The 21,595-nt window shown below is 40.3% G+C and carries 17 protein-coding genes and 1 tRNA gene; 7 read left to right on the top strand and 11 right to left on the bottom strand.

All coding sequences use genetic code 11. The features are described 5' to 3' along the window. The first annotated feature begins 51 nt into the window (after positions 1-51). Positions 52-750 carry a hypothetical protein gene (locus ESA94_RS05735; protein ID WP_129129873.1) on the top strand — a complete coding sequence of 233 codons (699 nt, stop codon included), beginning with the start codon at positions 52-54 and terminating at the stop codon, positions 748-750. Between the two features lie 242 nt (positions 751-992). Here the strand turns inward: ESA94_RS05735 and ESA94_RS05740 are convergent, their stop codons facing one another. Then, the gene (locus ESA94_RS05740; protein WP_129129874.1) at positions 993-2,699 is read right to left on the bottom strand and encodes a peroxidase family protein; all 1,707 of its coding nucleotides are present in this window, start codon (positions 2,697-2,699) and stop codon (positions 993-995) included. Positions 2,700-3,378: 679 nt separating this feature from the next. On the opposite strand from ESA94_RS05740, the gene ESA94_RS05745 reads away from it, so the two are divergent. The 5 genes from ESA94_RS05745 to ESA94_RS05765 all read left to right on the top strand — a co-directional run bounded on the left by ESA94_RS05745 (position 3,379) and on the right by ESA94_RS05765 (position 8,980). Next, positions 3,379-4,680, top strand: a complete 1,302-nt coding sequence (locus ESA94_RS05745) for a glycerate kinase type-2 family protein (RefSeq protein ID WP_129129875.1) — start codon at positions 3,379-3,381, stop codon at positions 4,678-4,680. Between the two features lie 123 nt (positions 4,681-4,803). After that, positions 4,804-6,180, top strand: a complete 1,377-nt coding sequence (locus ESA94_RS05750) for a Gfo/Idh/MocA family protein (protein ID WP_205755910.1) — start codon at positions 4,804-4,806, stop codon at positions 6,178-6,180. 181 nt (positions 6,181-6,361) lie between these two features. Beyond that, positions 6,362-7,405, top strand: coding sequence for an MBL fold metallo-hydrolase (locus ESA94_RS05755; protein WP_240670996.1), 1,044 nt, complete (start codon positions 6,362-6,364; stop codon positions 7,403-7,405). Positions 7,406-7,542: 137 nt separating this feature from the next. Continuing rightward, positions 7,543-8,301: an SDR family NAD(P)-dependent oxidoreductase gene (locus tag ESA94_RS05760; RefSeq protein WP_129129877.1), complete on the top strand. Its 759-nt coding sequence runs from the start codon at positions 7,543-7,545 to the stop codon at positions 8,299-8,301. Between the two features lie 193 nt (positions 8,302-8,494). Continuing rightward, complete coding sequence (locus tag ESA94_RS05765) at positions 8,495-8,980, top strand: hypothetical protein (protein WP_129129878.1); 486 nt, start codon at positions 8,495-8,497, stop codon at positions 8,978-8,980. A gap of 188 nt (positions 8,981-9,168) precedes the next feature. On the opposite strand, the gene ESA94_RS05770 is transcribed toward ESA94_RS05765, so the two are convergent. From ESA94_RS05770 to ESA94_RS05785, 4 genes are all read right to left on the bottom strand, one after another. After that, the gene (locus ESA94_RS05770) at positions 9,169-10,344 is read right to left on the bottom strand and encodes an O-succinylhomoserine sulfhydrylase (RefSeq protein WP_129129879.1); all 1,176 of its coding nucleotides are present in this window, start codon (positions 10,342-10,344) and stop codon (positions 9,169-9,171) included. Between the two features lie 92 nt (positions 10,345-10,436). Then, positions 10,437-11,657, bottom strand: coding sequence for a sterol desaturase family protein (locus tag ESA94_RS05775; RefSeq protein WP_129129880.1), 1,221 nt, complete (start codon positions 11,655-11,657; stop codon positions 10,437-10,439). Positions 11,658-11,667: 10 nt separating this feature from the next. Then, positions 11,668-11,991, bottom strand: a complete 324-nt coding sequence (locus ESA94_RS05780; protein ID WP_129129881.1) for a carboxypeptidase regulatory-like domain-containing protein — start codon at positions 11,989-11,991, stop codon at positions 11,668-11,670. Between the two features lie 10 nt (positions 11,992-12,001). After that, positions 12,002-12,886, bottom strand: coding sequence for an aldo/keto reductase (locus tag ESA94_RS05785; protein ID WP_129129882.1), 885 nt, complete (start codon positions 12,884-12,886; stop codon positions 12,002-12,004). A 304-nt stretch (positions 12,887-13,190) separates the two neighbouring features. Between ESA94_RS05785 and ESA94_RS05790 the strand changes: the two genes are divergently transcribed. After that, positions 13,191-13,727 (top strand): RBBP9/YdeN family alpha/beta hydrolase, encoded by a 537-nt coding sequence (locus ESA94_RS05790; RefSeq protein ID WP_129129883.1) that lies wholly within the window; start codon positions 13,191-13,193, stop codon positions 13,725-13,727. A 6-nt stretch (positions 13,728-13,733) separates the two neighbouring features. On the opposite strand, the gene ESA94_RS05795 is transcribed toward ESA94_RS05790, so the two are convergent. From ESA94_RS05795 to cysI, 6 genes are all read right to left on the bottom strand, one after another. Continuing rightward, the gene (locus ESA94_RS05795; RefSeq protein ID WP_129129884.1) at positions 13,734-14,495 is read right to left on the bottom strand and encodes a DUF2490 domain-containing protein; all 762 of its coding nucleotides are present in this window, start codon (positions 14,493-14,495) and stop codon (positions 13,734-13,736) included. A gap of 13 nt (positions 14,496-14,508) precedes the next feature. Next, a tRNA-Cys gene (locus ESA94_RS05800) sits at positions 14,509-14,579 on the bottom strand. A gap of 76 nt (positions 14,580-14,655) precedes the next feature. Next, positions 14,656-17,238 carry a TonB-dependent receptor gene (locus ESA94_RS05805; RefSeq protein WP_129129885.1) on the bottom strand — a complete coding sequence of 861 codons (2,583 nt, stop codon included), beginning with the start codon at positions 17,236-17,238 and terminating at the stop codon, positions 14,656-14,658. A 308-nt stretch (positions 17,239-17,546) separates the two neighbouring features. Continuing rightward, the gene (locus tag ESA94_RS05810; RefSeq protein ID WP_129129886.1) at positions 17,547-19,034 is read right to left on the bottom strand and encodes a TSUP family transporter; all 1,488 of its coding nucleotides are present in this window, start codon (positions 19,032-19,034) and stop codon (positions 17,547-17,549) included. Beyond that, positions 19,021-19,707 (bottom strand): DUF2490 domain-containing protein, encoded by a 687-nt coding sequence (locus ESA94_RS05815; RefSeq protein ID WP_129129887.1) that lies wholly within the window; start codon positions 19,705-19,707, stop codon positions 19,021-19,023. Before ESA94_RS05815 ends, ESA94_RS05810 begins: the two co-directional genes overlap by 14 nt. A 3-nt stretch (positions 19,708-19,710) precedes the next feature. Continuing rightward, positions 19,711-21,375: an assimilatory sulfite reductase (NADPH) hemoprotein subunit gene (gene cysI / locus ESA94_RS05820; RefSeq protein WP_129129888.1), complete on the bottom strand. Its 1,665-nt coding sequence runs from the start codon at positions 21,373-21,375 to the stop codon at positions 19,711-19,713. Positions 21,376-21,595: the final 220 nt, after the last annotated feature.

The following is a 21,595-nucleotide window of genomic DNA, read 5'->3' on the forward strand; positions in this document are numbered from 1 at the left end:
AAAAGCAACAAATGATTACAGCCTTATCTTTATACTACTAAACAAAAAGGGATGCGATTTGCTCTGATCAGCATATTACTTATTCTATGTAGCATCGCTAATGCGCAGGAGTTTATCTATCCTTCAATTAAAACAACAGCACAGGCTATTCCTGAATTTGTTCCTTCTGGATGGATGATACACGACAGCATCAGCGGCGACCTAAATAAGGATGCAGTAAAAGACGTGGTCCTTGTACTGCAGCATAAAGACAGCGTAAAATGCATAACCAGTGATGGCGACTCCGTTGTAACGCAGCCAAGAATATTGCTGATCTTGTTTAAAAGCAAAACTGCGAATCAATTTACATTGAAAACACAAAGCAATTCGTTCATTTTACAGCATGACAAATCCATTATGGACGATCCTTACCAAGGCCTTTCTATTGATAGAGGAATATTAAAAATAGAGTTCCACTTATTTTATAATATGGGTAGTTGGTACACAACCAACAGCACATATAAATTCCGTTTTACAGGTAGTAAATTCATTTTAATTGGTGCAGAGCTATCAACGATTCATCGTGCAACGCTTGAATATGAAAATTATAGTTTTAATCTTCTAACAAAAAAACAATCTTATACAAAAGGCAACGAACAAACAGGGAAAAAGAAAACAACTGTAACAAGCATAGAACTTGCAAAACCTGTTACGTTCGAAACCTTTGTAAAACCTTTTACATGGGAAATCGAGAATGAGGTTTATTTGTAATCTCCCTTATTTAGCGCAAGTGCTCTGTCTTAGCGGAACAATTGCGCCAGAAAATTATTTAGGCAGAAGAATTACAAAGAAGGGAATAGTGATTTTGACACGATGTAAGAAGATTATTGAAATAGAAGAAGGCGGCAATGCTATTGCCTTTTGCTTTTATTCTCAATTATCACTATTACCCTTAACAGTTTAACTCTAATCAAAGCTTCATGAATAGTAAACTAGCACAAAACAACTTCTGATTAAGGCACATTAACCCCTGAAAATTTAATAATATCAGTAACGGTAAAATTACCTGCTGCATCTGATGGCAGAAAAGGAGTAAATCCTCCGGGCTTATTGATGTAAGAATCACCATCACGTTTTAACATCCGCACAAAAGTATCTGCTACTATTTTAGCACCCAATGGCCCCAGTGAGTTCCCGCCGCCTACAACTGCAGCTTCACGCAAGCAGTAATACCATAGCGGCGTTTTGCTTAACAGTATACCTCCGTTTGAATTTAAGAGAGTAACCTCTGCAGCAGACAAGCCACTTTTTAATTGTGCAGTAGTAAGAGGAACAAGACCGAGCGCAACAGCAGTGGCCTGCCCACTTGGTAAACCTAAGGCAAGACCTCTTCGTAAATTTCTTGCCGCCAGTATTGACATGATGCCACTCCCTCCAGGCAAAGTTTCCAACCCGTTTGCCAAAACACTATCAATTTTGCGAGCCATATTAAACACAGGAACAGGGATGCCGGTTTGAAAAAATGCATTAAAATCAACTACCCAATTCGATAATACAGGTAGATTTGGATTCCTTATAAATCCAAATGCATCGGCTAAGGGTTGATTGATAAAATTGTGATTGATCCAGTAACGTTCACGAATCAAGCTGTGTCCAAACCGATAAGCGCCAACTGAAAACTCGACCGGCATACGAAACGGGCTGCCAACTGTTGCAACTACAGACGACAATGAATTAGTTACCGTAGCTGCTCCGCAAATACGTTTTAAAAAATCGTTTATAACAGCCCATTGATAATGATGTGTTACTATTTTCTTTGCTTCAACAAAAATATCACCGGTAAATCCCGATGCAACAACAATATCAACCACTGCATTATGAAATTTTAGCATCGCCGATTGAAATTGAGCTACAAATAAGTTTTCATCATTTCGGGGATCACCGATCACTGCAGTATTTGTTCCACTCATGCGGGGCACATCAAAATCAGTTTGTATCTGCATTCCGGCAATACCACCACCTACAGTAGAAGGCCCACCTTTTCCCGCATCTCTGTTTACTCCCAGTTTTAATTTTACAGCCGTTGAAGGACCAGATGAAGGAAATTCATACAAAAAAGGATTTAAAGCTGGTCCACGCCCATATACATTATCCAGATCTAATGCAGGTGTACGCATATTGTTAATTGAATTAGCGTCATTCACAGCATCAATGGTAGAGGATACATCCAGAGTGATGTCATGATCTACAAATTGTCCGAAATAAGTATACCCTGCAGGTATGTTTGAATCAGTTATCGTTGCTTCTCTATCGGAATTCCCCATCAATTCTCCCAGCTGATTGAGTAACCCAACGTTCACAACATTAAAATCCATTTTACTTGAAGCCCTTACTGTTGCAGATGTCAGGTATCCGAATTTATCGCTGCATGGAGAAAAAATCAATTGAGGCGGGAACCACGTAAGTGGTATTTTGGCTCCATGAAACCGTTTGGCACTGTCTTTTAAATTTTTGAGCGATGCCACGACATCTTCTGGCAGTTTTGATACCGGAATAAGAGCATTGGGATTAATCTTCTTAACAGCTGCTGCAAACTTTGTAATATTCACAGTTGGATTAATCCTGAGTACTTTCATTCGTTTTGTCAACTCTGCCAATTCTGTTCCCGTTACTCTAGTGGCAGCAGCAGACTTCTTTACAGGTTTTGTACTTTTTGCCATTGTAGTTGATTTAATAATTGCTTACTCTAATCAGTTTTCAGCTTCCCTGTCCTACTCTTTTATAGATTTTCAGATCACTTCATTGGGCATTGGATAAAAGCAGATTTTTATTTGAAAGATCACTTTTCAAAAACAATTTTGTCTTAGAGATTCAGAGTAAAACTTTATGTTTTGTATGGGTAACAGTATTTCCAGGTTAGCGAAAGCGATAAGCTACCATACATTGTAACAGGCAGCAACAATCGGTTAACAATAACAAAATACAAACTGAATAAACATCTGTCAATTCCCTATTCGTGGTATATCTGAGAGGCAACTAAAAAAAGCAATAGGTTTTGACCTTCCTACAGAACAAAAAAGTAAACTGCTTTTGGATCAAGTATTTGCAAGCACCTTACATAATTCCACACAAGCATCAAGTGATTAAGTCCAGATTGATTCGGATAATGTAAAACAAACCTTGAGATGTTGTGCAAAACCGTACAGGAAAAATCTACAGCAACAGTTATGCGTTTGATGATTCCGATACATCCGATAGCTATCGGATCGAAACAGACTTAGTTGGCAACAAGTGATACTGCGGAACACTTGCCCAGGAAATAATATGCACCGCACAAAACAGGCATGATTCATGTTTTCATTTCAGCATTATTGTTTACGTTTATTCTGATATTGATGTATGCAAAACAGAATTCATGCAGAAGCTATTTACCGTGCAGCAGTTGATGCTGTGCAACCTGCTGCACTGCTGCCACAATACCTGCAATTAAAAGGCAACGTTTTGCAGGCGGGCAATAACACTGTTCCGTTAGCAGCAACAAATCTTTATGTTATTGGTGCAGGCAAAGCAGCTGCGGCAATGGCACAGGCAACAGAACAATTACTTGCAGAACATATTAAAGCCGGGCTTGTTACAACCAAATACAAACATGCAGTGCCGCTGAAGATCATCAAATGCATAGAAGCTGCACACCCGGTGCCCGATGAAAACAGCAGCAAGGCCATTGAGCAAACCATTACTTTTTTACAACAAACAAAACCAGGCGATACTATTCTTTGTTTACTCAGCGGTGGCGCTTCTGCTTTATGGGCCGATGTACCGGAAGGCATCTGCTTAGATGAATTGCAACAAACGTTTCAGCTCTTACTCAACAGCGGTGCTGCTATTGATGAAATGAATTGTGTACGCAGACATTTATCAAAAATAAAAGGCGGACAGTTGTTACGCCACGCAGCACATGCACACTGGCATACCTTCATCATTTCCGATGTGCCGGGCAATAAACTTGAAACGATTGCAAGCGGACCAACCACTGCCGATGCCAGCAGTTTTAACGATGCATGGAATATTATCAATCAATACAACTTAGAAAAAACAATTCCTGCATCTGTTGCACAGCATCTGCAAAAAGGTATTGAAGGCCGTATTACAGAAACCATCAAACCTGCTGATGCGTTACTGGAGCAATCTCATCATTACATCATCAGCAGCAACGAAACCGCACTGAATGCTGCTGCAAAAAAAGCAACGGAACTTGGATACACCGTGTTTACATTTCCGGCATCGCTGCAGGGCGAAGCAGCAGATAATGCTGCAACAATTGTACATCATGCAACAACATACAACGGTTTAAAGCCAGCATGTTTTATTTACGGCGGCGAAACAACGGTAACGGTTAAGGGCAATGGCATTGGCGGACGCAATCAGCAACTGGCGCTTTGTGCATTGCAACAACTCGGAGCAAATAAACAGGTTACTGTATTAGCTGCAGGCACAGATGGTACCGATGGCCCAACCGATGCTGCAGGAGCTTTTGCAGATGAAGCAGTTTTGCAACAGGCATTGCAGCAACAAATACAAGCAACTGTTGCAATTGAGCAAAACGATGCATACACTTTTTTCAAACAAACCGGCGGTTTGTTTATTACCGGTGCAACACAAACAAATGTGATGGATCTCGTAATTGTGTTGATTCATTAACAATTCCTTTCCTAATTTTAAACTGTGAAATATTGCTGTTTTAATAAAAAGACAGCACACATTTTTTTATTCGAACCAACCAGCTGCCTGTAAGAATAATTATTTTGACTTAAAGAATAAGTTATGTCGTTACGCCAGTTTATTGCATCAAGAAAAATATTGCGTCCTGTAGAAATACTCACCAACATGGCTTCCGATGGTTGGAAAGAAGTTGCTGCATTGTTAGGTTTGGAAGATGATGTATTTCACAATCCGCTGCATAAAAAAATTGAAACAGCTGTTACGGCTGTATTGATCGGTGCAGGACACAGAGGCACCATCTATGCCGACTATGCAAAAGAACATCCCGATGAATTACAGATCGTTGCTGTAGCCGATAATAATTCGGAGCGAAGAAGACGTACTGCACGCAAACATAAAATTGCTGCCGACCATTGTTACAACGATTGGAAAGAAGTTTTTACAAAAGAAAAAATGGCCGATGCGGTGATCATTGCAACACCCGACCAGTTACATTCGGCTCCATGCCTTGCTGCACTGGAAGCCGGTTATGATATATTGCTTGAAAAACCAATTGCACCAACCGAAGACGAGTGCAGATTGATTTTAAAGAAAGCACAGGAAACGGGCCGCATCTTTGGTGTTTGTCACGTATTGCGTTACTCTCCATATTTCCGAGAATTGAAAAGTGTAATTGATGCAGGATTGATCGGTGAGATCATCAGCATCCAGCACATGGAACCGATCGAGCATGTGCACATGAGTCATTCGTACGTACGTGGTAAATGGCGCAACAGTAAAATGGCAGCGCCCATCATTCTTGCAAAATCATCGCACGATACCGATATTATCCGTTGGCTTGTAAACAGCCCTGTGCATGATGTACATTGTTTTGGTAATCTCCGTTGGTTCAAAAATAAAAATGCACCTGAGGGAAGTACAGAACGCTGCACCGATGGCTGTGCTGTAGAAAGCAGTTGTCCGTATTCTGCATTGCAGATCTATTACCGTGACCGTAAACGAACTTATGTTTTCGACTTACCTGAAGATGAAGATGAACAGGCGGCTTATATTCTTGAACAATTGAAGGTAACCGATTACGGACGTTGTGTGTATCGCATGGATAACGATCAACCCGATCATTTAACAGTGAATATGTTGTTTGAAAACGGAACTACTGCTGCCTTCTCCATGGAAGCACATGTATCGTACGAAGGAAGAAAAACACGCATTATGGGTTCAAAGGGCGATATTATTGGCGATATGGAAAGTTTTGTACTTACCGAATTTAAAACACGCAAACAAACATCGTGGAGTTTAAAAACCGATGCACATGGCGGCGGCGATCATCGGCTGGTGAAAGATTGGGTGCAGGCCGTTTATCAGCAAAATAAAGAACTGCTCAGTTCATCGATAGAAGTTTCGGTTGAAAGTCACCTCATGGCTTTTGGTGCCGAGCGCAGCAGACAAAACCGTACAATTGAAGATATTAAACTCTGAAGGGGTTATATCCACCACAATCATGTCGCAACAAATTACACTCAGGTTAAGTTCTTAACTTCAACCAACAAAACTCAGTTGCGTTACAAAAATGAAAAGAAAAATTTTCAAGCTATTAAAGCGCACATTACTGGCTATATTAGGCTTGCTTGTTCTTTTAACAGTAACAACCTTCTTTTACATGAAAAAAGCAAAATTTGGCAAACAGCCATCGGGCGAGCGGCTTGCATTAATGAAAAAATCGCCGAATTATAAAGATGGCAAGTTTGTAAACATCAACCATACACCCGAACTTACAGAAGGTTACAGCATGTTAGGTGTAACCTATGAGTTTATCTTCAAAAAAAACGAACGAAGATATCCGGTTGACAGTATCCCCTCCATAAAAACAGATTTACTGAACCTGCCTGCTGAACTGGATATTTTAGTATGGTTTGGACATTCTTCTTATTTTATGCAGATAGATGGTAAGCGGATTTTGGTTGATCCGGTGTTTAGTGGCAATGCATCACCCATTCCGCAAACTGTAAAATCATTTAAAGGAACCGATCGGTATACCGTTGATGATCTCCCTGATATTGATTATCTCTTTATTTCACACGACCATTATGACCATGTAGATCATGAAACGATCATGAAGCTAAAATCAAAAACAAAGAAAATAATTTGCGGTTTGGGTGTTGGTGCACATTTTGAACACTGGGGATATAATATTGACAGTATTATTGAAAAAGACTGGAACGAAACAATTAAGCTCGACAGTAACTTCACTGCTTATACTACCACAGCAAGACATTTTTCCGGCAGAGGATTTAACCGCTGCAATACACTTTGGTTATCGTACGTTTTACAAACGCCGACTATGAAAATATTTATTGGTGGCGATAGCGGCTATGATACACATTTTGCTGAAATAGGAAATAAATACGGACCAATTGATCTGGCTATTTTAGAAAATGGCCAATACGATCAGAAATGGAAATACATTCACTTATTACCTGATGAGGTTTTGAAAGCTGCTAAAGATTTAAAAGCAAAAAGATTATTTCCTGTTCACTCTTCGAAGTTTGTGCTTGCAAACCATGCATGGGATGAGCCCCTGATAAAAATCAGCGAGTTAAATCAAGCAATCAAATTACCATTAGTTACCCCTGTTATTGGTGAGTTTGTGTATCTAAAAAACAATGAACAACAGTTTAAACAATGGTGGACTGGAGTAAAATAATAGCAGTTACATTTTTCTTAAACCGGAATAGGCCGTTTACAGTAAAAAAAGCAACTATGCCTGTGCATTATTTATAACAAGCTTAAAAAAGACACACACACCGTTCGCTCAAAGCAGTTTCTCTGTACATTCACAGCATGAGTAAGCTTGTTTTTATTACCGGTGCTACATCGGGTTTCGGCAAAGCAGCGGCCGAAGTATTTGCCAGTAACAATTGGAATCTTATTTTAACGGGGCGTCGTGAAGATCGTTTGCAATCCATCAAAACAGAACTGGAAACAAAATACAGCATCAGCATTTATACATTGGTTTTTGATGTACAACAGAAGGCTGCTGTGTTTGCAGCTATCCAATCGTTGCCCGAAAACTGGCAGGCAATTGATGTACTTGTAAACAATGCAGGGCTTGCACTTGGCCGTGATAATTTTGATGAAGCAGATATGGACGATTGGGAAACCATGATCGATACCAATATTAAAGGCTTATTGTATGTAAGCCGTGCTGTGTTGCCGTACATGACCAAACGTAAGCAGGGACATATCATTAACCTCGGCTCCACTGCAGGTAAAGAAGCGTATGAAAAAGGTAATGTGTATTGCGGCAGTAAAGCGGCAGTAGACAGCATCAGCAAAGGCATGCGTATTGATCTGCTTCCACATCATATAAAAGTAACTGCCATACATCCCGGAGCTGCCGAAACAGAGTTTTCGATGATCCGTTTTAAAGGCGATGAAAGCAAAGCTGCTGCTGTTTACGCAGGCTACACGCCTCTTTCGGCCAAAGATGTTGCCGATGTAATTTATTATTGTGCGAGCCTGCCTGCCCATGTTTGCATTAACGACCTTGTACTCACTTGTACAGCCCAGGCCAATTCTTTTTACACTTATAAAGGTTAATAAAGTTATTTAAGGCATAATTCTTGGTATATTCAGCAAGTAAAACTCATAAATCAACATAAGGGATAATACGTAGTAGTAAAACATAGTGCTCAAAACATTCCAATATCATATTATTCACCGTATCTTGTACAGGAAATCGTACCCAATCCTGCTGAAAAACAGCACAAAGAACCAAAAGATCCGTACAAGTATGAAAACCTATTTCTTCCTATTTGCATTTGTGTTTGCAAGCCATTTGCTGCACGCACAAGACATCAGACAACGCAGTTGCACCAATCAATCCATTTCACAACAGGTAGACAGTTTAAAAAAATCGTTTGAGCAAAATGGCTTTATGGTTTTGAAAGAAGCCAGCATGACCATGGAAAGCGAATTTGAAATGCCTGTAATTGTACCTATGACGCAGGGCGCATGGTATCATATTGTGTTTATTGGCGACCCCGGTAGCAAAATAACCGAAGTGCGTATGTATGATTACGACGAAAAACAAGTGTATTATAAAAAATTAAAGCCCGAATTAGATGGCAATATTATCAGCTATGGATATATGCCTAAGTTCAGCGAATGGCATATGATTAAACCCGTGCAGGTAAATAAAAAGAATAAAGAATGCTGTGGTTATATCTTGTTGTTGAAAAAAGTAAAAGGCAACAACGAAGCAACGCCCACACGCTAAACGCTGTTTTGGTTTTATCAGGTAATAACGGTCCCGTTCACATAAGTGACGGGGCTTTTTGTTTGAAACCGGTTATACAATTAAAGAATGTTTTTGATAAAAGAACAGCGTCCTGCTTTGCAGGACGCTGTTTAAAATTTTATTTATGTCATCAAAGGTGTCTGACGTCTGACGACATCCTGACACCGTCAGCATTTCTCCAATGCCTGTTCTATATCTGCAATAATATCATCAATATGTTCTAATCCTACCGATACACGTACCAAACCATCGGTAATACCAACAGCTTTCTTTTCATCAACAGATAACTTGGAATGTGTTGTTGATGCAGGATGCGATGCAATGGTTCTGCTGTCGCCAAGGTTATTGGTCATCGATAACATTTCCAATGCATTTAAAAACTTACGGCCACTTTCAATACCACCTTTCAATTCAAAAGTTACAATACCACCACCATTGCTCATTTGTTTCTTCGCAATAGCATATTGCGGATGCGATGGCAGGAAAGGATATTTTACGGAGTTGAGTTTGGGATTTCCTTCCAAACGTTTTGCAAGTTTCAACGCATTATCTGCATGCTTATCCATACGGATGTACAGTGTTTCCAGGCTCTTGGTTAACACCCATGCATTAAACGGACTGAGTGATGGGCCGGTATTGCGCACAAACAAATACATTTCGTGTATCAGCTCTTCGTTACCAACTACTACTCCACCAAGTACACGTCCCTGTCCATCGATAAACTTTGTTGCAGAATGCAGAACAAGATCAGCACCAAACTTAATCGGTTGCTGTACTGCAGGCGTTGCAAAACAATTATCAACCACAAACAAAATATTGTGCTTTTTACAAATTGCTGCTACATATTCAAGATCGATAATATCCAATCCGGGATTCGAAGGCGTTTCAACATACAACAGTTTCGTGTTGGGTTTAATCAACGCTTCAATTGTTTCCGGTTGGTTCATATCAAAGTAAGTCGATTCAAATCCCCACTTTGGTAAATACTTGGTTAAGATGGTATGGGTTGAACCAAACACAGCTGATGCAGAAAGAATATGATCGCCTTTGCTGAGAAAGGTCATAAACGTTGAAAACACAGCGGCCATGCCTGTACCTGTTGCAATACCATTTTCTGCTCCTTCCAATGCTGCTATCTTACCAATAAACTCATCAACAGTTGGGTTAGAAAAACGGGAATAGATATTTACATCCAGGCTGTCATCGGAAAATGCAGCGGCCATATTCTCTGCACTATCGTACACAAAACTGCTGGTTAAAAACAAAGGCGTACTGTGTTCTTTCTCGTTGGTACGGTTCATCTGCAAGCGAATGGCATCAGTTTCCGGCTTATACTTACTCATAATTATTTTATAGCTGAATGAGCTGCGAAGTTAAGACCTAAAGCTGTTTCAACCCTAAGCCAATACCTGCTTTTAGCAGTTTTACTTTCCTTTTACGAACGAATGGAAGCATAGAGATAACCATTGTACTTTTCGCTGATTGTTTTGCAGAAAAGCAGCATTACCGTGAGTAATAAAAAGATGAGGACACTGATGCTGTACGAGGGATAGCAGAGATAAATAAAAATACCTGCCAGGCCAATGCGGGCATATTCAAGAAAAACGATCCAGCGACGTTGCTCCAGCATTGCGCCTGTTGTAATTACACTCAGGATAATAAAAAATGCGGCTGTTGTTAATTGCAACGCAGTAAGATAATGCTCCAGCAAAATCACAACAAATAGCAGTACCAGCGAAACAATGGTTTGCAGTTTAATATAATTGCGCAATGCTTTGGTTTGCGACAGTTCGTATTCCTTGCGTGAAAATTTTCGTTCAAGACCGGAACGGATACGTGGATCAATATCATCAGGCTTTCCAAAAAAACTTCGCCATTTACCTTTCAATGTTGCTGCTCGTTTAAACGATACCAGTATTTCCATAATAAAATGAAAATGCTGCCATAAAAAGCTATGACTGTTGAGGGGCTTGGTCAAGCCATATTGCGGCTGTTCTTCTTCTTTTGCAAATGTGCCGAAGAGTTTATCCCAAATAATGAGTACATCGCCATAATTTTTATCGAGATACTGCGGATTAGAACTGTGATGCACCCGATGGTGTGATGGCGTTACAAAAATATACTCAAACCAACCCAGCTTGCCGATAAGCTGTGTATGGGTGAAGAAAGGATACGCACCATGAATGAGCAATAATGTTGTGATCATTTCCGGCGGAAAACCCAACAATGGTAAAAAAGCCCAGAACAGGCTACGTGCTGCCGATTGCAAAACAGTTATACGTGCTGCAACTGTATAATTAAAATCGTCGCTTTGATGATGCACTACATGAAAGCCCCAGAAAATATTTACCTCATGCCCGAAACGATGATACCAGTACCACAACAGATCGGTAAACAGGAACAAGGCGATCCATGTAAACCAATTTGGTTTTATATCGAACAATGCAAAGTGCTGATAGATCCATGCAAAAAAATAGTAGAACAGCCCGGTTGTAAACAGATCGCTCAATCTTTCAGCTATACCAACATTTACATTTGCAACGGCTTCATCAAACGAAAACAATTGCTGCTTTTGTTTTTTTACTGCTACTGCATATTCGAGTAACATAAACCCTGTAAACAACGGAACTGCAAAAGCGAGGTAGTTCAGATGCATGCTACAAACATCATTTAATGGGAGTTAGCTTAACTGTTAATTGATCTGTTTCGCTTGTAACACGAAGGTTTACGGATTTATACAACTTGTGTTCAACCGTAACGGTAAGCGGAAATACATTCCATGTTTTAAAATGAAAATCACCTTTGGCAGAACTGAACACTTCCTCTTCGCCCCGAACAATAAATACATGCGCACCATGTACTGGTTTTCCTGTTTGGCTGTCGAGCAACTGCCCTTTTACAACAGCAGGTAAAAAATTCACTATTTCTGCAGAAGAAAAAATCATAAAAAAGAAAGTAAACATTGTAAGTGTTACAAGCCTCGTCTTCATAAAAAGTTATTTATTCTTTTGAAGCAGTATACAACTCGTACCAATCCTGGTGATCGAGATCAATTTCAAAGGCCTTTGCAATGTTGCGTATGCGTTGTTCATTGCTTGAACCAATAAGTGGCAATGCGCCCAACTTTGTAAGCCATGCAATTGCTACCGATTCAAAATGTACTTGGTATTTCTGTGCAAGCTCTTCCAGCTTGGCTCTTACCCGCAAAGGCACACGCTCCGTACTCTCGGCAATTCTGCCTTCGGCCAATGGTGCGGTAGCTAAAGGACGGATGTATTTCTGCTTGATATAGTCGATCTGCCCGTTATCAAATGCTGTTGTATTAAGCAAATTCAACTCAATATGATTGGTAACGATGGGTACATGCAAATACGAGCTGAGCAACTGATGCTGAAAAACAGAAAAATTCACTACACCAATATTTTTGATCTTTCCACTTTCCTTTAAGCGGCGTAACGTAAGTGCAGTTTCTTCGAGATCAGACAACGGATCGAGTCCGTTTAATAAAAACACATCAAGGTAATCGGTCTGCAGGTTCTTTAACGACTGTTCAACACTTGCAACAATATGCTTGCTCGAAGTATTGTAATGTGCCACTCTCATTTCGGGTCTGGTTGGATGCGGTACATTGTATCCGCATTTACTGAAGAGTACAATATCTTCTCTTTTTACTGATGAAGTTTTAATAACCTTGCCAAAAACAGTTTCGGCCTGGTAACCAGCATATACATCGGCATGATCGAAGGTATTAATGCCCAGCTCAAGACTAAGCTGCACAATACGTTCAACATTTGCAACAGTAGCTTCATCTTCTCTCCAGCGATAAAATCCATAAATAGCCGGCGACACTTTGGGGCCTGAATCACTTAAGTAAATTTTATTCATTCCAGTTTTTTTATTCGTTTGTTAGTTAAAACAGTTCTGTCTCCACCATCTAATAGTCTACCAAAAATATAGAGTATTTTTTATACAACAAGCATTTTATTCAACATTCTCTACTATTTTTGTAGAATAATAGCAATCGTATTGCGGTGCGATAGATTTCTGCAGGTATTCCGTTACCAATAATTACAGGCAGCCGGTTTTTCCGCTCCTTTCGCATACTATCATATCATGCAAACACTTTTGCTCTCATGATCGACTCAAGCCTCCTGTTTTCACAGGAGGCGCTTTAAAAAAAATCTGCAATATGAAATACCTCATCGTTCCGGGTTTATACAATTCCGGCCCCGGCCATTGGCAAACAAATTGGGAAAGGAAATATCCCAACAGCTTCCATCGTGTTGAACAAACAAACTGGAACGAACCTATAAAACAAGATTGGGTAAACAAGTTACATACACAAATAACTGCTGCTGAAAACGAACCATTGATCCTTGTTGCACATAGCCTGGGTTGCATTACTGTTGTGCATTGGGCCATGCACTATTGTGCAGCACATGTAAAAGCAATTATGCTGGTGGCACCTGCCGATGTAGAGAAAAGTACAAAAAAAGAATTGCGAGACTTTGCTCCTATTCCATTGCAAAGCTTACCGGTTAATTCAGTTGTTGTAGCCAGTTCGAACGATCCGTATGCAGCAATAGACCGTACGAAAATATGGGCGGCAGCCTGGGGGAGCACACATATTAATGCCGGTGCTGTGGGCCACATTAATTCCGATTCAGCACTTGGAAACTGGGAAGAGGGTTTGCGGTTGTTGCAAAGTTTGCATACGAAAGCATAAACCAAATCAATGCTTTGCTGTGTTTTTGCGAAAGTCGAGTTGATGAAAATAGAAAACCCTTGCAATATGCAAATTTCTATACTTGTTACCAGCAGCCTGCTGCTGAAATAAATTCATATATCCAAGCTGCAGGTTATCGTGTTTGTTTACATGATAATGAAAGCCGGCAAAAAAACGATTCTGATCGAACACATTGTAAGTGATCTCACGGCCTGCATTTACAAACACTTCATTTGAAAGTACAAACGAAAAGCTTCCCGGCTTAAACGGCGTGGATCTGTTCAATGCAAACTGCGAAAGAATATTATAGCGGAAACGGAAATTGAAATTGTAACCATCAGCCAACGCATCATCATTTAAAATTTTTCTGCGAAAGCGTTCTTCCAAACGAATCCACTGCATCAGTTTAATGCGTGGATATTTTGCATGCCATTGCAACTGTTGCCAGGGGCGATGTTCGGGCTGTGAAATGTTTTTATGGTTATCGGCAGGAAAATGATTGATGAATGCATAACCTGCTGTAAGTTTTACATCGTTCGATAAATAATAAGTAATACCCGGTCGTATTACAACCTGCGAAAGATGATTGAAAAAATTTTCTTTTGTGCGTACATGCACATCTGTCCAAACGCCCCATTTATTACTGAATCTTGTTTGATTGAAATAACCTGTCCACAATTGCTCTTCTTCTGAAACTATTTTCTGTTGAGCATCTACATTCTGCAACAACAAAAAAGCAACAACTGTTAAAGCTAAGATTGGTTTCATTTTATTTGTATTGACGCTGCAGCCGGAATCGAACCGGCGTAAAAGGTTTTGCAGACCTTTACCTCACCTCTCGGCCATGCAGCTGTTTTAAAAAGCATCCCGAAGAATCGGGACGCTGCTTTGTTACGATTGCTTATTGCTTAGGGAAAACTGAAAACATTTATAGTGTGTATCGAATAGTTATACCATACGTTGCCTGATCGCCAAGTACAGCAGCATAATGCCCTGCATTACCACCAGCAGGTAAAAGTTGTTCGTAGTAATTCTTATTGAAAATATTGCGTCCCCAGATAAAAGCTGAGAAGCCGCTGTTAACTGCACGAAAACCAACTCTTCCGTTAACCAATGTATATCCATCAATATTCAGGTATGCAGATGGCGATGGGCTCGAAGAAAAAGAAGAACGGTAAAAACTCTCTACTGCAATAAAGAATTTTGCAGGCTTATCTAAAAATGTAGTGGCTTTCGTAAACTCACCACCTAACGATCCCGACCATTTAGAAATACCCGGCAGCACGCCACCGGAAATATCCTTGAATGCTTTCTGCACACCATTCTCAGTTAATCCTGTTTCTTCAAGTGGCAATGGAGCATTTGTAAATTTTACATATCTCGCATCTGTATAAGCCAATGCTCCGTAGAATAAGAAATGACTGTTTACTTTATAGTTTGCATCAACTTCAACACCTTTTACATTTACCTCTTCTGCATTGGCAATGTAGCCACGGTTAACACCTAACTCAGCAGACTGCACATTGGTTTGATAGTTTTTAATGTTTGTATTGTGAAATACGAGATTGAAAATAAAATTATCTGTCGGGTTTGTTTTAACACCTATTTCGTAATGCCTTACATCTTCAGGTTTAATTACTGCGAGATCAGTTGCAGCAACACCATTAACGGTTGGCAAGCCGGCCACATTTACACCAACAGGTTTAAAACTTGTTGAATAAGTTGCAAATGCATTGATCTGCTTATTGGGTCGGTACGATACGGTAAGCTGGTAGGTAAGATTATTTTCTTCAGCATTGGCCACATAAGACTGGCTGGTATACACCCCATTCTTAAATCCCTGCAAAGTTGTTTTTTGAGCAGTTGTACCATTATACGTTGCAGTATCTAAACCACCTGATGCAATACGATTGTACACAACATCTTTCTTATCGTAATTATAACGCAAGCCGGGTAAGATGTGAAAACCCTCTGCAACTTCCCAATCAACATTTGCAAAAACTGCTGCACTCTTCGATTTAATGGAAGCTTTTGTATTGATGCCAAAACCTTCGAACAAACCAGGCGTTTTCCAAAGATCACTTGTTGTGCTTTGTGAAAAGCGCCATTGTGCAGAACCTGATTCTTCAGTACCATTGATCTTTACTTCCTGGTCGATATAGAACAAGCCAACAACACCACTTAAACGTGAAGATATCTGTCCGGCATAACGCAGTTCCTGCGACCAGTTCTGATGCTTGGCCGGGTTTTGCGATTTTGATAAAGCCTGTAATCCGGTAAAGTCCCTGTCGTTCGATGGATCCCAATTCCAATAGCGCCATGCTGTTGTTGAAGTAAGTGTACCGGGACCAATCTTACGTTCAATGTTTAACGATACGCCACCTAAATCGTTACCCGAATTCCAGGGCACATCATGATCAATCTTACGATCAAACGCATTTGTGCTTGGCAGTGAATAATTCAGATCGGCGATGATTGCATTAAACTGCCGATAAGCTGCACGTTTTGTTTGCACCACACCTGCTACTACCTGTGCATATCCATCAGGACGCTGACGGGAAAGATCGCCTGCAAGTGTAATAGAAGTATTAGTTGTCGGTTTAAACAATAACTGACCACGAACACCGAGGTTATTAATATCATTCGTATACTTTCCGGTGCGAACATTTTCGATCAATCCATTACGCTGTGTACCGGAGAAAGAAAGACGTCCGGCAATTTTTTTTGCCAATGCACCTGTTATTGAACTCTTCGCCTGTATGTATCCATAGTTACCATAACTCACTTCGAAATTTGCACCCGGATTAAAACTTGGCTTACGTGTAGTAATGTTGAATGCACCTGAAGTGGTATTCTTTCCAAACAATGTTCCTTGTGGGCCACGTAATACTTCTATCTGTTCAATATCAATAAAATCAAGTGTTGCTGCAGCAGGCCGTGCAAAATATACACCATCAACATAAAAACCAACACCGGGATCAAGACCATCATTTGTAAGACCAAATGGCGAACCTAAACCACGAATATTAATACCTGTATTACGAGGGTTGGATGTATACAGCTGCACACTTGGTATCAGTTCTTTTAAACGGTTTACATTGAATGCACCCGCATTTTCTACCTGCGAACCTCCTACAACAGAAATAGCAATAGGAACATTCTGTGCTGTTTCTATTCTGCGTCGTGAGGTGATCACTACTTCCGACAACTGGCTGTTCTCTACCAACAATATGTGCAGCACACTATCCTTCAATTCAGAAATCACAACATCACTGGGCGAATAACCAGCCGAAGTAATTTGTAATGTGAAGGGTAACTGTTTTGGTGCAGGAATAGCAAACTCACCTTTACCATCGGCAACAGCAAAAACAGTTGAACCTAGAATTTTAACTGTGGCAGATTCAACAGGAATCCCCTTGCCATCTTTAATAATTCCTTTTAAAACAGCCTGACTTTGTGCTGTAAGTGTTGCTCCGATAAGCAACAGAATAAAAAATAAACTCTTTCTCATTTCAATTAATTTAAACAATAAGTATTTCGTACCGAACCGTAACAAGCCGGTGCAGTTGTAATGAATAATGCTATAGGAAACAATGGTTAACGCATGCAGAAACAACATCGTGTTGCCGAAGTAAACTGCATGACCAGGTGCGCATTAAGGTGGGTTATCTGTTTCATTTATCCTACAAATTTAGTAGGGTAATATATTCCTACCAAATTAATAGACTTTTATTTTTCATTATTTTTTTCCCCGTTATAAAAGAAAAAGGGGGGAGCAAAACAGATGTTTTACTCACCCCTTAAAAAAGAATTATTTCGTTAGAAAACTTTTACGAGAATACGCAGGCTCCAGATAATTACGAGAATACCCAGGAGAATGAAAGCTGTTTTCCTTGGCATTTTACCTGCTAGTTTTGCCGCAATAGGCGCTGCTATAAAACCACCCAGCATTAATGCAACAATTACCTGCCAATGCGTAACACCCAATAATGTAAAGAAGGTGAATGCACTCGCCAGTGTTACAAAGAACTCAGTCAGGCTTACAGAGCCTATTACATATTTCGGGCTACGACCTTTGTTAATAAGCGTAGTTGTAACCAATGGGCCCCAGCCTCCGCCGCCAAATGAATCTAAAAAACCGCCGGCACCTGCAAGTGCACTGTAACGTTTAAATTTCTTTTGTTGACGTTGCTCACGAAATGCATTGATCAAAAACTTTACACCCAAAAACAACGTATAACAAGCCAGTAACGCACGCAACCAAAAAGCATCTTTATTACCCAACCATGTTAACAACACTGCACCGAGTATAGCGCCAATAACACCGGGTATTACCAGCGCTTTGAATAATTTTTTATTAACGTTTCCAAAACGATAGTGACTGTAACCAGATGCTGCACTTGAAAAAACTTCGGCAGTATGCACTGCACCGCTAATGGCTGCAGGACTAACACCAGCCGACAACAACACCGTTGCACTGGTTACACCATAACCCATGCCCAACGCACCATCAACCAGCTGTGCAAGAAACCCTGCAAGCATTAACCAATGAAAATTTTTATCGAGTGTTTGATAAAAGGTTACTGTATCGTTTGCAATTTGCCTGAACGGTATGTACGAAAAAATGAAGTGACCGATCAGCATTAACGCAAACGCAAGCAAGGAATAAGTGGCAACTTTTTTCCATTTCTTCTCTGTACCAACACGATCATTCTCCACCAATACTTTTGTAATGGAGTTGAGCTTTTTTACTTTGTATTCAAAATTGCCGTTGAGCTTATTACGAACCTTGTGCAGGTTTTCAATTACTTCATCCAACTCATCGGGCAATGCATCGTGTAATACTTCTTTAATCCGTTTGGCTGCAGTTGGCGATTTGCCGTTTGTAGAAATAGCAACTTTTAAATTGCCCTTTTGTACAATGCTGCCTAAATAAAAATCGCAGAGATCGGGAGTATCAGCAACATTTACCAGCAACCCTTTTGCTTTTGCCAACACACGCACTTTTTCATGCAGCTTATGATCGTCGGTAGCAAGTATAACCAGGTCTTTATTTTCAAGATCAGTTTCCTCAAAAGCTTTCTGAACAATTTCGCAGGAAGGGTGCTTCCAAACCAAACGACGAACATCTTCTTTTACCACAGGTGCAACAATGGTAACAGCTGCATTGGGCGAATTGGCAAGTAAAGAATGTAGTTTTTCTAATCCTACATTACCTGCACCTACCAATAACACACGCAACTCCTCCAGCTTTAAAAAAACCGGGTATAAATTATTTTTTACGGTTACTGTATTAGTTGTTTCCATTAATTCCTATGCTTTTTTGAAAGATCACAGCAATGATGCTTTGCGAAGATGAAGCTGAACGATATTGCCAAATGTAAGAAAACTGCAACTGCGATTGCTTTTTTAATGTACAGAATGCCGAAGCAATCAAACGGTTTTGATTGAACTGCATTTTGTTATTACTCAACTGCTGCATGTACTCATCTGCAAGATGCAGCTGTATCTTTTCTGTTGGTGCATAAACGAGTGCGCTACGATAACGAAAACGGGTAGCATAAAATGCTGCCCGTAATTCTGTAGGTTCAAAAAAACGTTGCTCTAAACGAAAACGGCTTTGCACACGCCATGCTGCTTTCTGATTGGTAAGATGAACTACTTCCTGCCACAACCTGTTTTCCTGTCCAAACTCCCGATCATCTTTATCGTAACTTATTCTTGTAAAAAACAATGCCCCACCTGCTGCTGCATTAAAGTGTCCGTTAAAAAAATGACGGATTCCTGTACGATACAATGCCTGGTGCGGCAATACACTTACACCATTGGTGCGATAGCCTGCATCGTTATGCCATTGCCAGTTGTCTTTTTTTCCGAAATGAACCGGCACTGCAACACCAACCCACATTTCGGCAGGCGGATCCTGCGCAAACAAATTCAATGCACTAAACAACGCCGATATGAGGAGCCAGTACTTCACTGCTTAATTCAATATCCATTTACGGTAAGAAAAATCGCCGAATGTTTCGTTTGTATTCCGCTCGGCTTTGTACACCGCAAACAATTCATCGAGTGAAGATAAAATCTGCTCTTCGTTCAGATTCTCTTTAAACTTCGTATTCAAACGCTCCCCTTCCCGATCTCCACCAATGTGCAGATTGTAATGTCCGTAAGCTGTACCGATAAATCCAATTTCCGATGCGCTTGAACGGCCACAACCATTGGGACAACCCGTCATACGTAAAATAATTTCATCTTCTTCCAAACCATGTTTGTTTAACAATGGTTCAATCTTATCGATCAATGTTGGGAGATAACGTTGTGCTTCTGCCAACGCAAGCGGACAGGTATTGAAGGCAACACATGCAATCGCATTCTTACGCAACACGCCTGCATTTTCTGTATGTGCATCAAGTTTAAATTGTTGCAATAATGCATCAACAACAGGCTTATCTGCTTCCAGTACATCAGCAATAATTACATTTTGATTACCCGTGAAACGGAAGTTTGCTTTTCCTGTTTTTGCAATTTCAAGCAAAGCTGTTTTCATTGCCACCTGCTCATCATCCAGCACCCGACCATTTTCTACAAACAATGTAAAGTACCATTTGCCCTGGTGATTTTTCTTCCAGCCATAGTGATCTTTACGTGAAGTAAAGCTGTAAGGTTTGATTTCGCCGAGTTTAAACCCACAGCGTTTTTCCAGTTCTTCTTTCAACCCTTCAACCGTTAAACGATCGATGGTGTATTTTAAACGGGCCAGTTTACGATCGGCCCTGTTTCCATAATCACGTTGTATAGTGATGACTTCGTACACAGCTTTCAATGTTTGTTCAACAGTAACAAAACCCAACACTGTTGCCAAACGTGCATAGGTATTTGGATTGCCATGTGTTGAACTTAAACCACCACCTGCTGCAATATTGAAACCAATGAGTTTGTTGTTTTCAATCACAGCAATCAAGCCTACATCATTCGTTAACACATCCACATCGTTGTTTGGCGGAATTGCAATACCGATCTTGAATTTACGTGGCAGGTAACGCTCCTGGTATAAAGGATCCTCTTCTGTTTTTTCCACCAGCTTTTCCTGATCGAGCCAAACTTCGTAATACGATCTTGTTTTTGGCAAAGCCATTACACTGATCTTATCTGCAAAAGCAAAAACTTCTTCGTGAATTTCAGATTCGTTCGGATGTGCACTGCAGGTTACATTACGGTTTACATCACCACAAGCTGCAATAGAATCCAAACCTGCTGTATTGAATGAAGAGATCGTTGGTTTGATATGCGACTTTAATATTCCATGCAATTGCACTGTTTGACGTGTAGTGATCTTGATAGTACCTGTTGAATGTTCGCCTGCAACATTGTGCATCGCCACCCATTGTTCAGGCGTTAAGAAACCACCCGGCAAACGCAAACGGATCATATACGAATACAACCACTCTAATTTCTTTGCAGTACGTTCTTCTCTGCGGTCACGATCATCCTGTTGGTACATGCCATGAAATTTAATCAATGATTGATCATCTTCGTACAATGCACCGGTTAAGCCATCCTGCAGGCTTTCCTTCAATGTTCCTCTTAAACCTTCACTCGCTGTTTTGATACGCTCTACAGGAGATAAATTATTTTTTTCGCTCATTTTAATTTGTTTGTCCGAAAGTCGGCAAGTCGGTAAGTCGGAAAGAATCATTCTTAATCTTGATCTTTCTTTCGGTCTTTCTGACTTTACTGACTTTCGGTCTTCTTACTATTAACTATTATCTATGAACTATCAAGTTCTCAACCCACCCCTTCGATCCCTCTGCTCGTGTAACACTTTGCGCCCCTCCCGGGAGGGGATGTACGCTCTGTTCACTCAT

This window comes from Lacibacter luteus, assembly GCF_004118265.1.
GTDB classification, from domain to species: Bacteria; Bacteroidota; Bacteroidia; order Chitinophagales; family Chitinophagaceae; genus Lacibacter; species Lacibacter luteus.

What these genes read in the sequence shown, in the direction of transcription:
- ESA94_RS05770 (WP_129129879.1), bottom strand. Translation starts at nt 10,344, where the DNA reads ATGAGTAAGTATAAGCCGGAAACTGATGCCATTCGCTTGCAGATGAAC.
- cysI (WP_129129888.1), bottom strand. Translation starts at nt 21,375, where the DNA reads ATGAGCGAAAAAAATAATTTATCTCCTGTAGAGCGTATCAAAACAGCG.
- ESA94_RS05780 (WP_129129881.1), bottom strand. Translation starts at nt 11,991, where the DNA reads ATGAAGACGAGGCTTGTAACACTTACAATGTTTACTTTCTTTTTTATG.
- ESA94_RS05805 (WP_129129885.1), bottom strand. Translation starts at nt 17,238, where the DNA reads ATGAGAAAGAGTTTATTTTTTATTCTGTTGCTTATCGGAGCAACACTT.
- ESA94_RS05795 (WP_129129884.1), bottom strand. Translation starts at nt 14,495, where the DNA reads ATGAAACCAATCTTAGCTTTAACAGTTGTTGCTTTTTTGTTGTTGCAG.
- ESA94_RS05735 (WP_129129873.1), top strand. Translation starts at nt 52, where the DNA reads ATGCGATTTGCTCTGATCAGCATATTACTTATTCTATGTAGCATCGCT.
- ESA94_RS05790 (WP_129129883.1), top strand. Translation starts at nt 13,191, where the DNA reads ATGAAATACCTCATCGTTCCGGGTTTATACAATTCCGGCCCCGGCCAT.
- ESA94_RS05740 (WP_129129874.1), bottom strand. Translation starts at nt 2,699, where the DNA reads ATGGCAAAAAGTACAAAACCTGTAAAGAAGTCTGCTGCTGCCACTAGA.
- ESA94_RS05745 (WP_129129875.1), top strand. Translation starts at nt 3,379, where the DNA reads ATGCAAAACAGAATTCATGCAGAAGCTATTTACCGTGCAGCAGTTGAT.
- ESA94_RS05760 (WP_129129877.1), top strand. Translation starts at nt 7,543, where the DNA reads ATGAGTAAGCTTGTTTTTATTACCGGTGCTACATCGGGTTTCGGCAAA.
- ESA94_RS05785 (WP_129129882.1), bottom strand. Translation starts at nt 12,886, where the DNA reads ATGAATAAAATTTACTTAAGTGATTCAGGCCCCAAAGTGTCGCCGGCT.
- ESA94_RS05750 (WP_205755910.1), top strand. Translation starts at nt 4,804, where the DNA reads ATGTCGTTACGCCAGTTTATTGCATCAAGAAAAATATTGCGTCCTGTA.
- ESA94_RS05755 (WP_240670996.1), top strand. Translation starts at nt 6,362, where the DNA reads ATGAAAAAAGCAAAATTTGGCAAACAGCCATCGGGCGAGCGGCTTGCA.
- ESA94_RS05810 (WP_129129886.1), bottom strand. Translation starts at nt 19,034, where the DNA reads ATGGAAACAACTAATACAGTAACCGTAAAAAATAATTTATACCCGGTT.
- ESA94_RS05765 (WP_129129878.1), top strand. Translation starts at nt 8,495, where the DNA reads ATGAAAACCTATTTCTTCCTATTTGCATTTGTGTTTGCAAGCCATTTG.
- ESA94_RS05775 (WP_129129880.1), bottom strand. Translation starts at nt 11,657, where the DNA reads ATGCATCTGAACTACCTCGCTTTTGCAGTTCCGTTGTTTACAGGGTTT.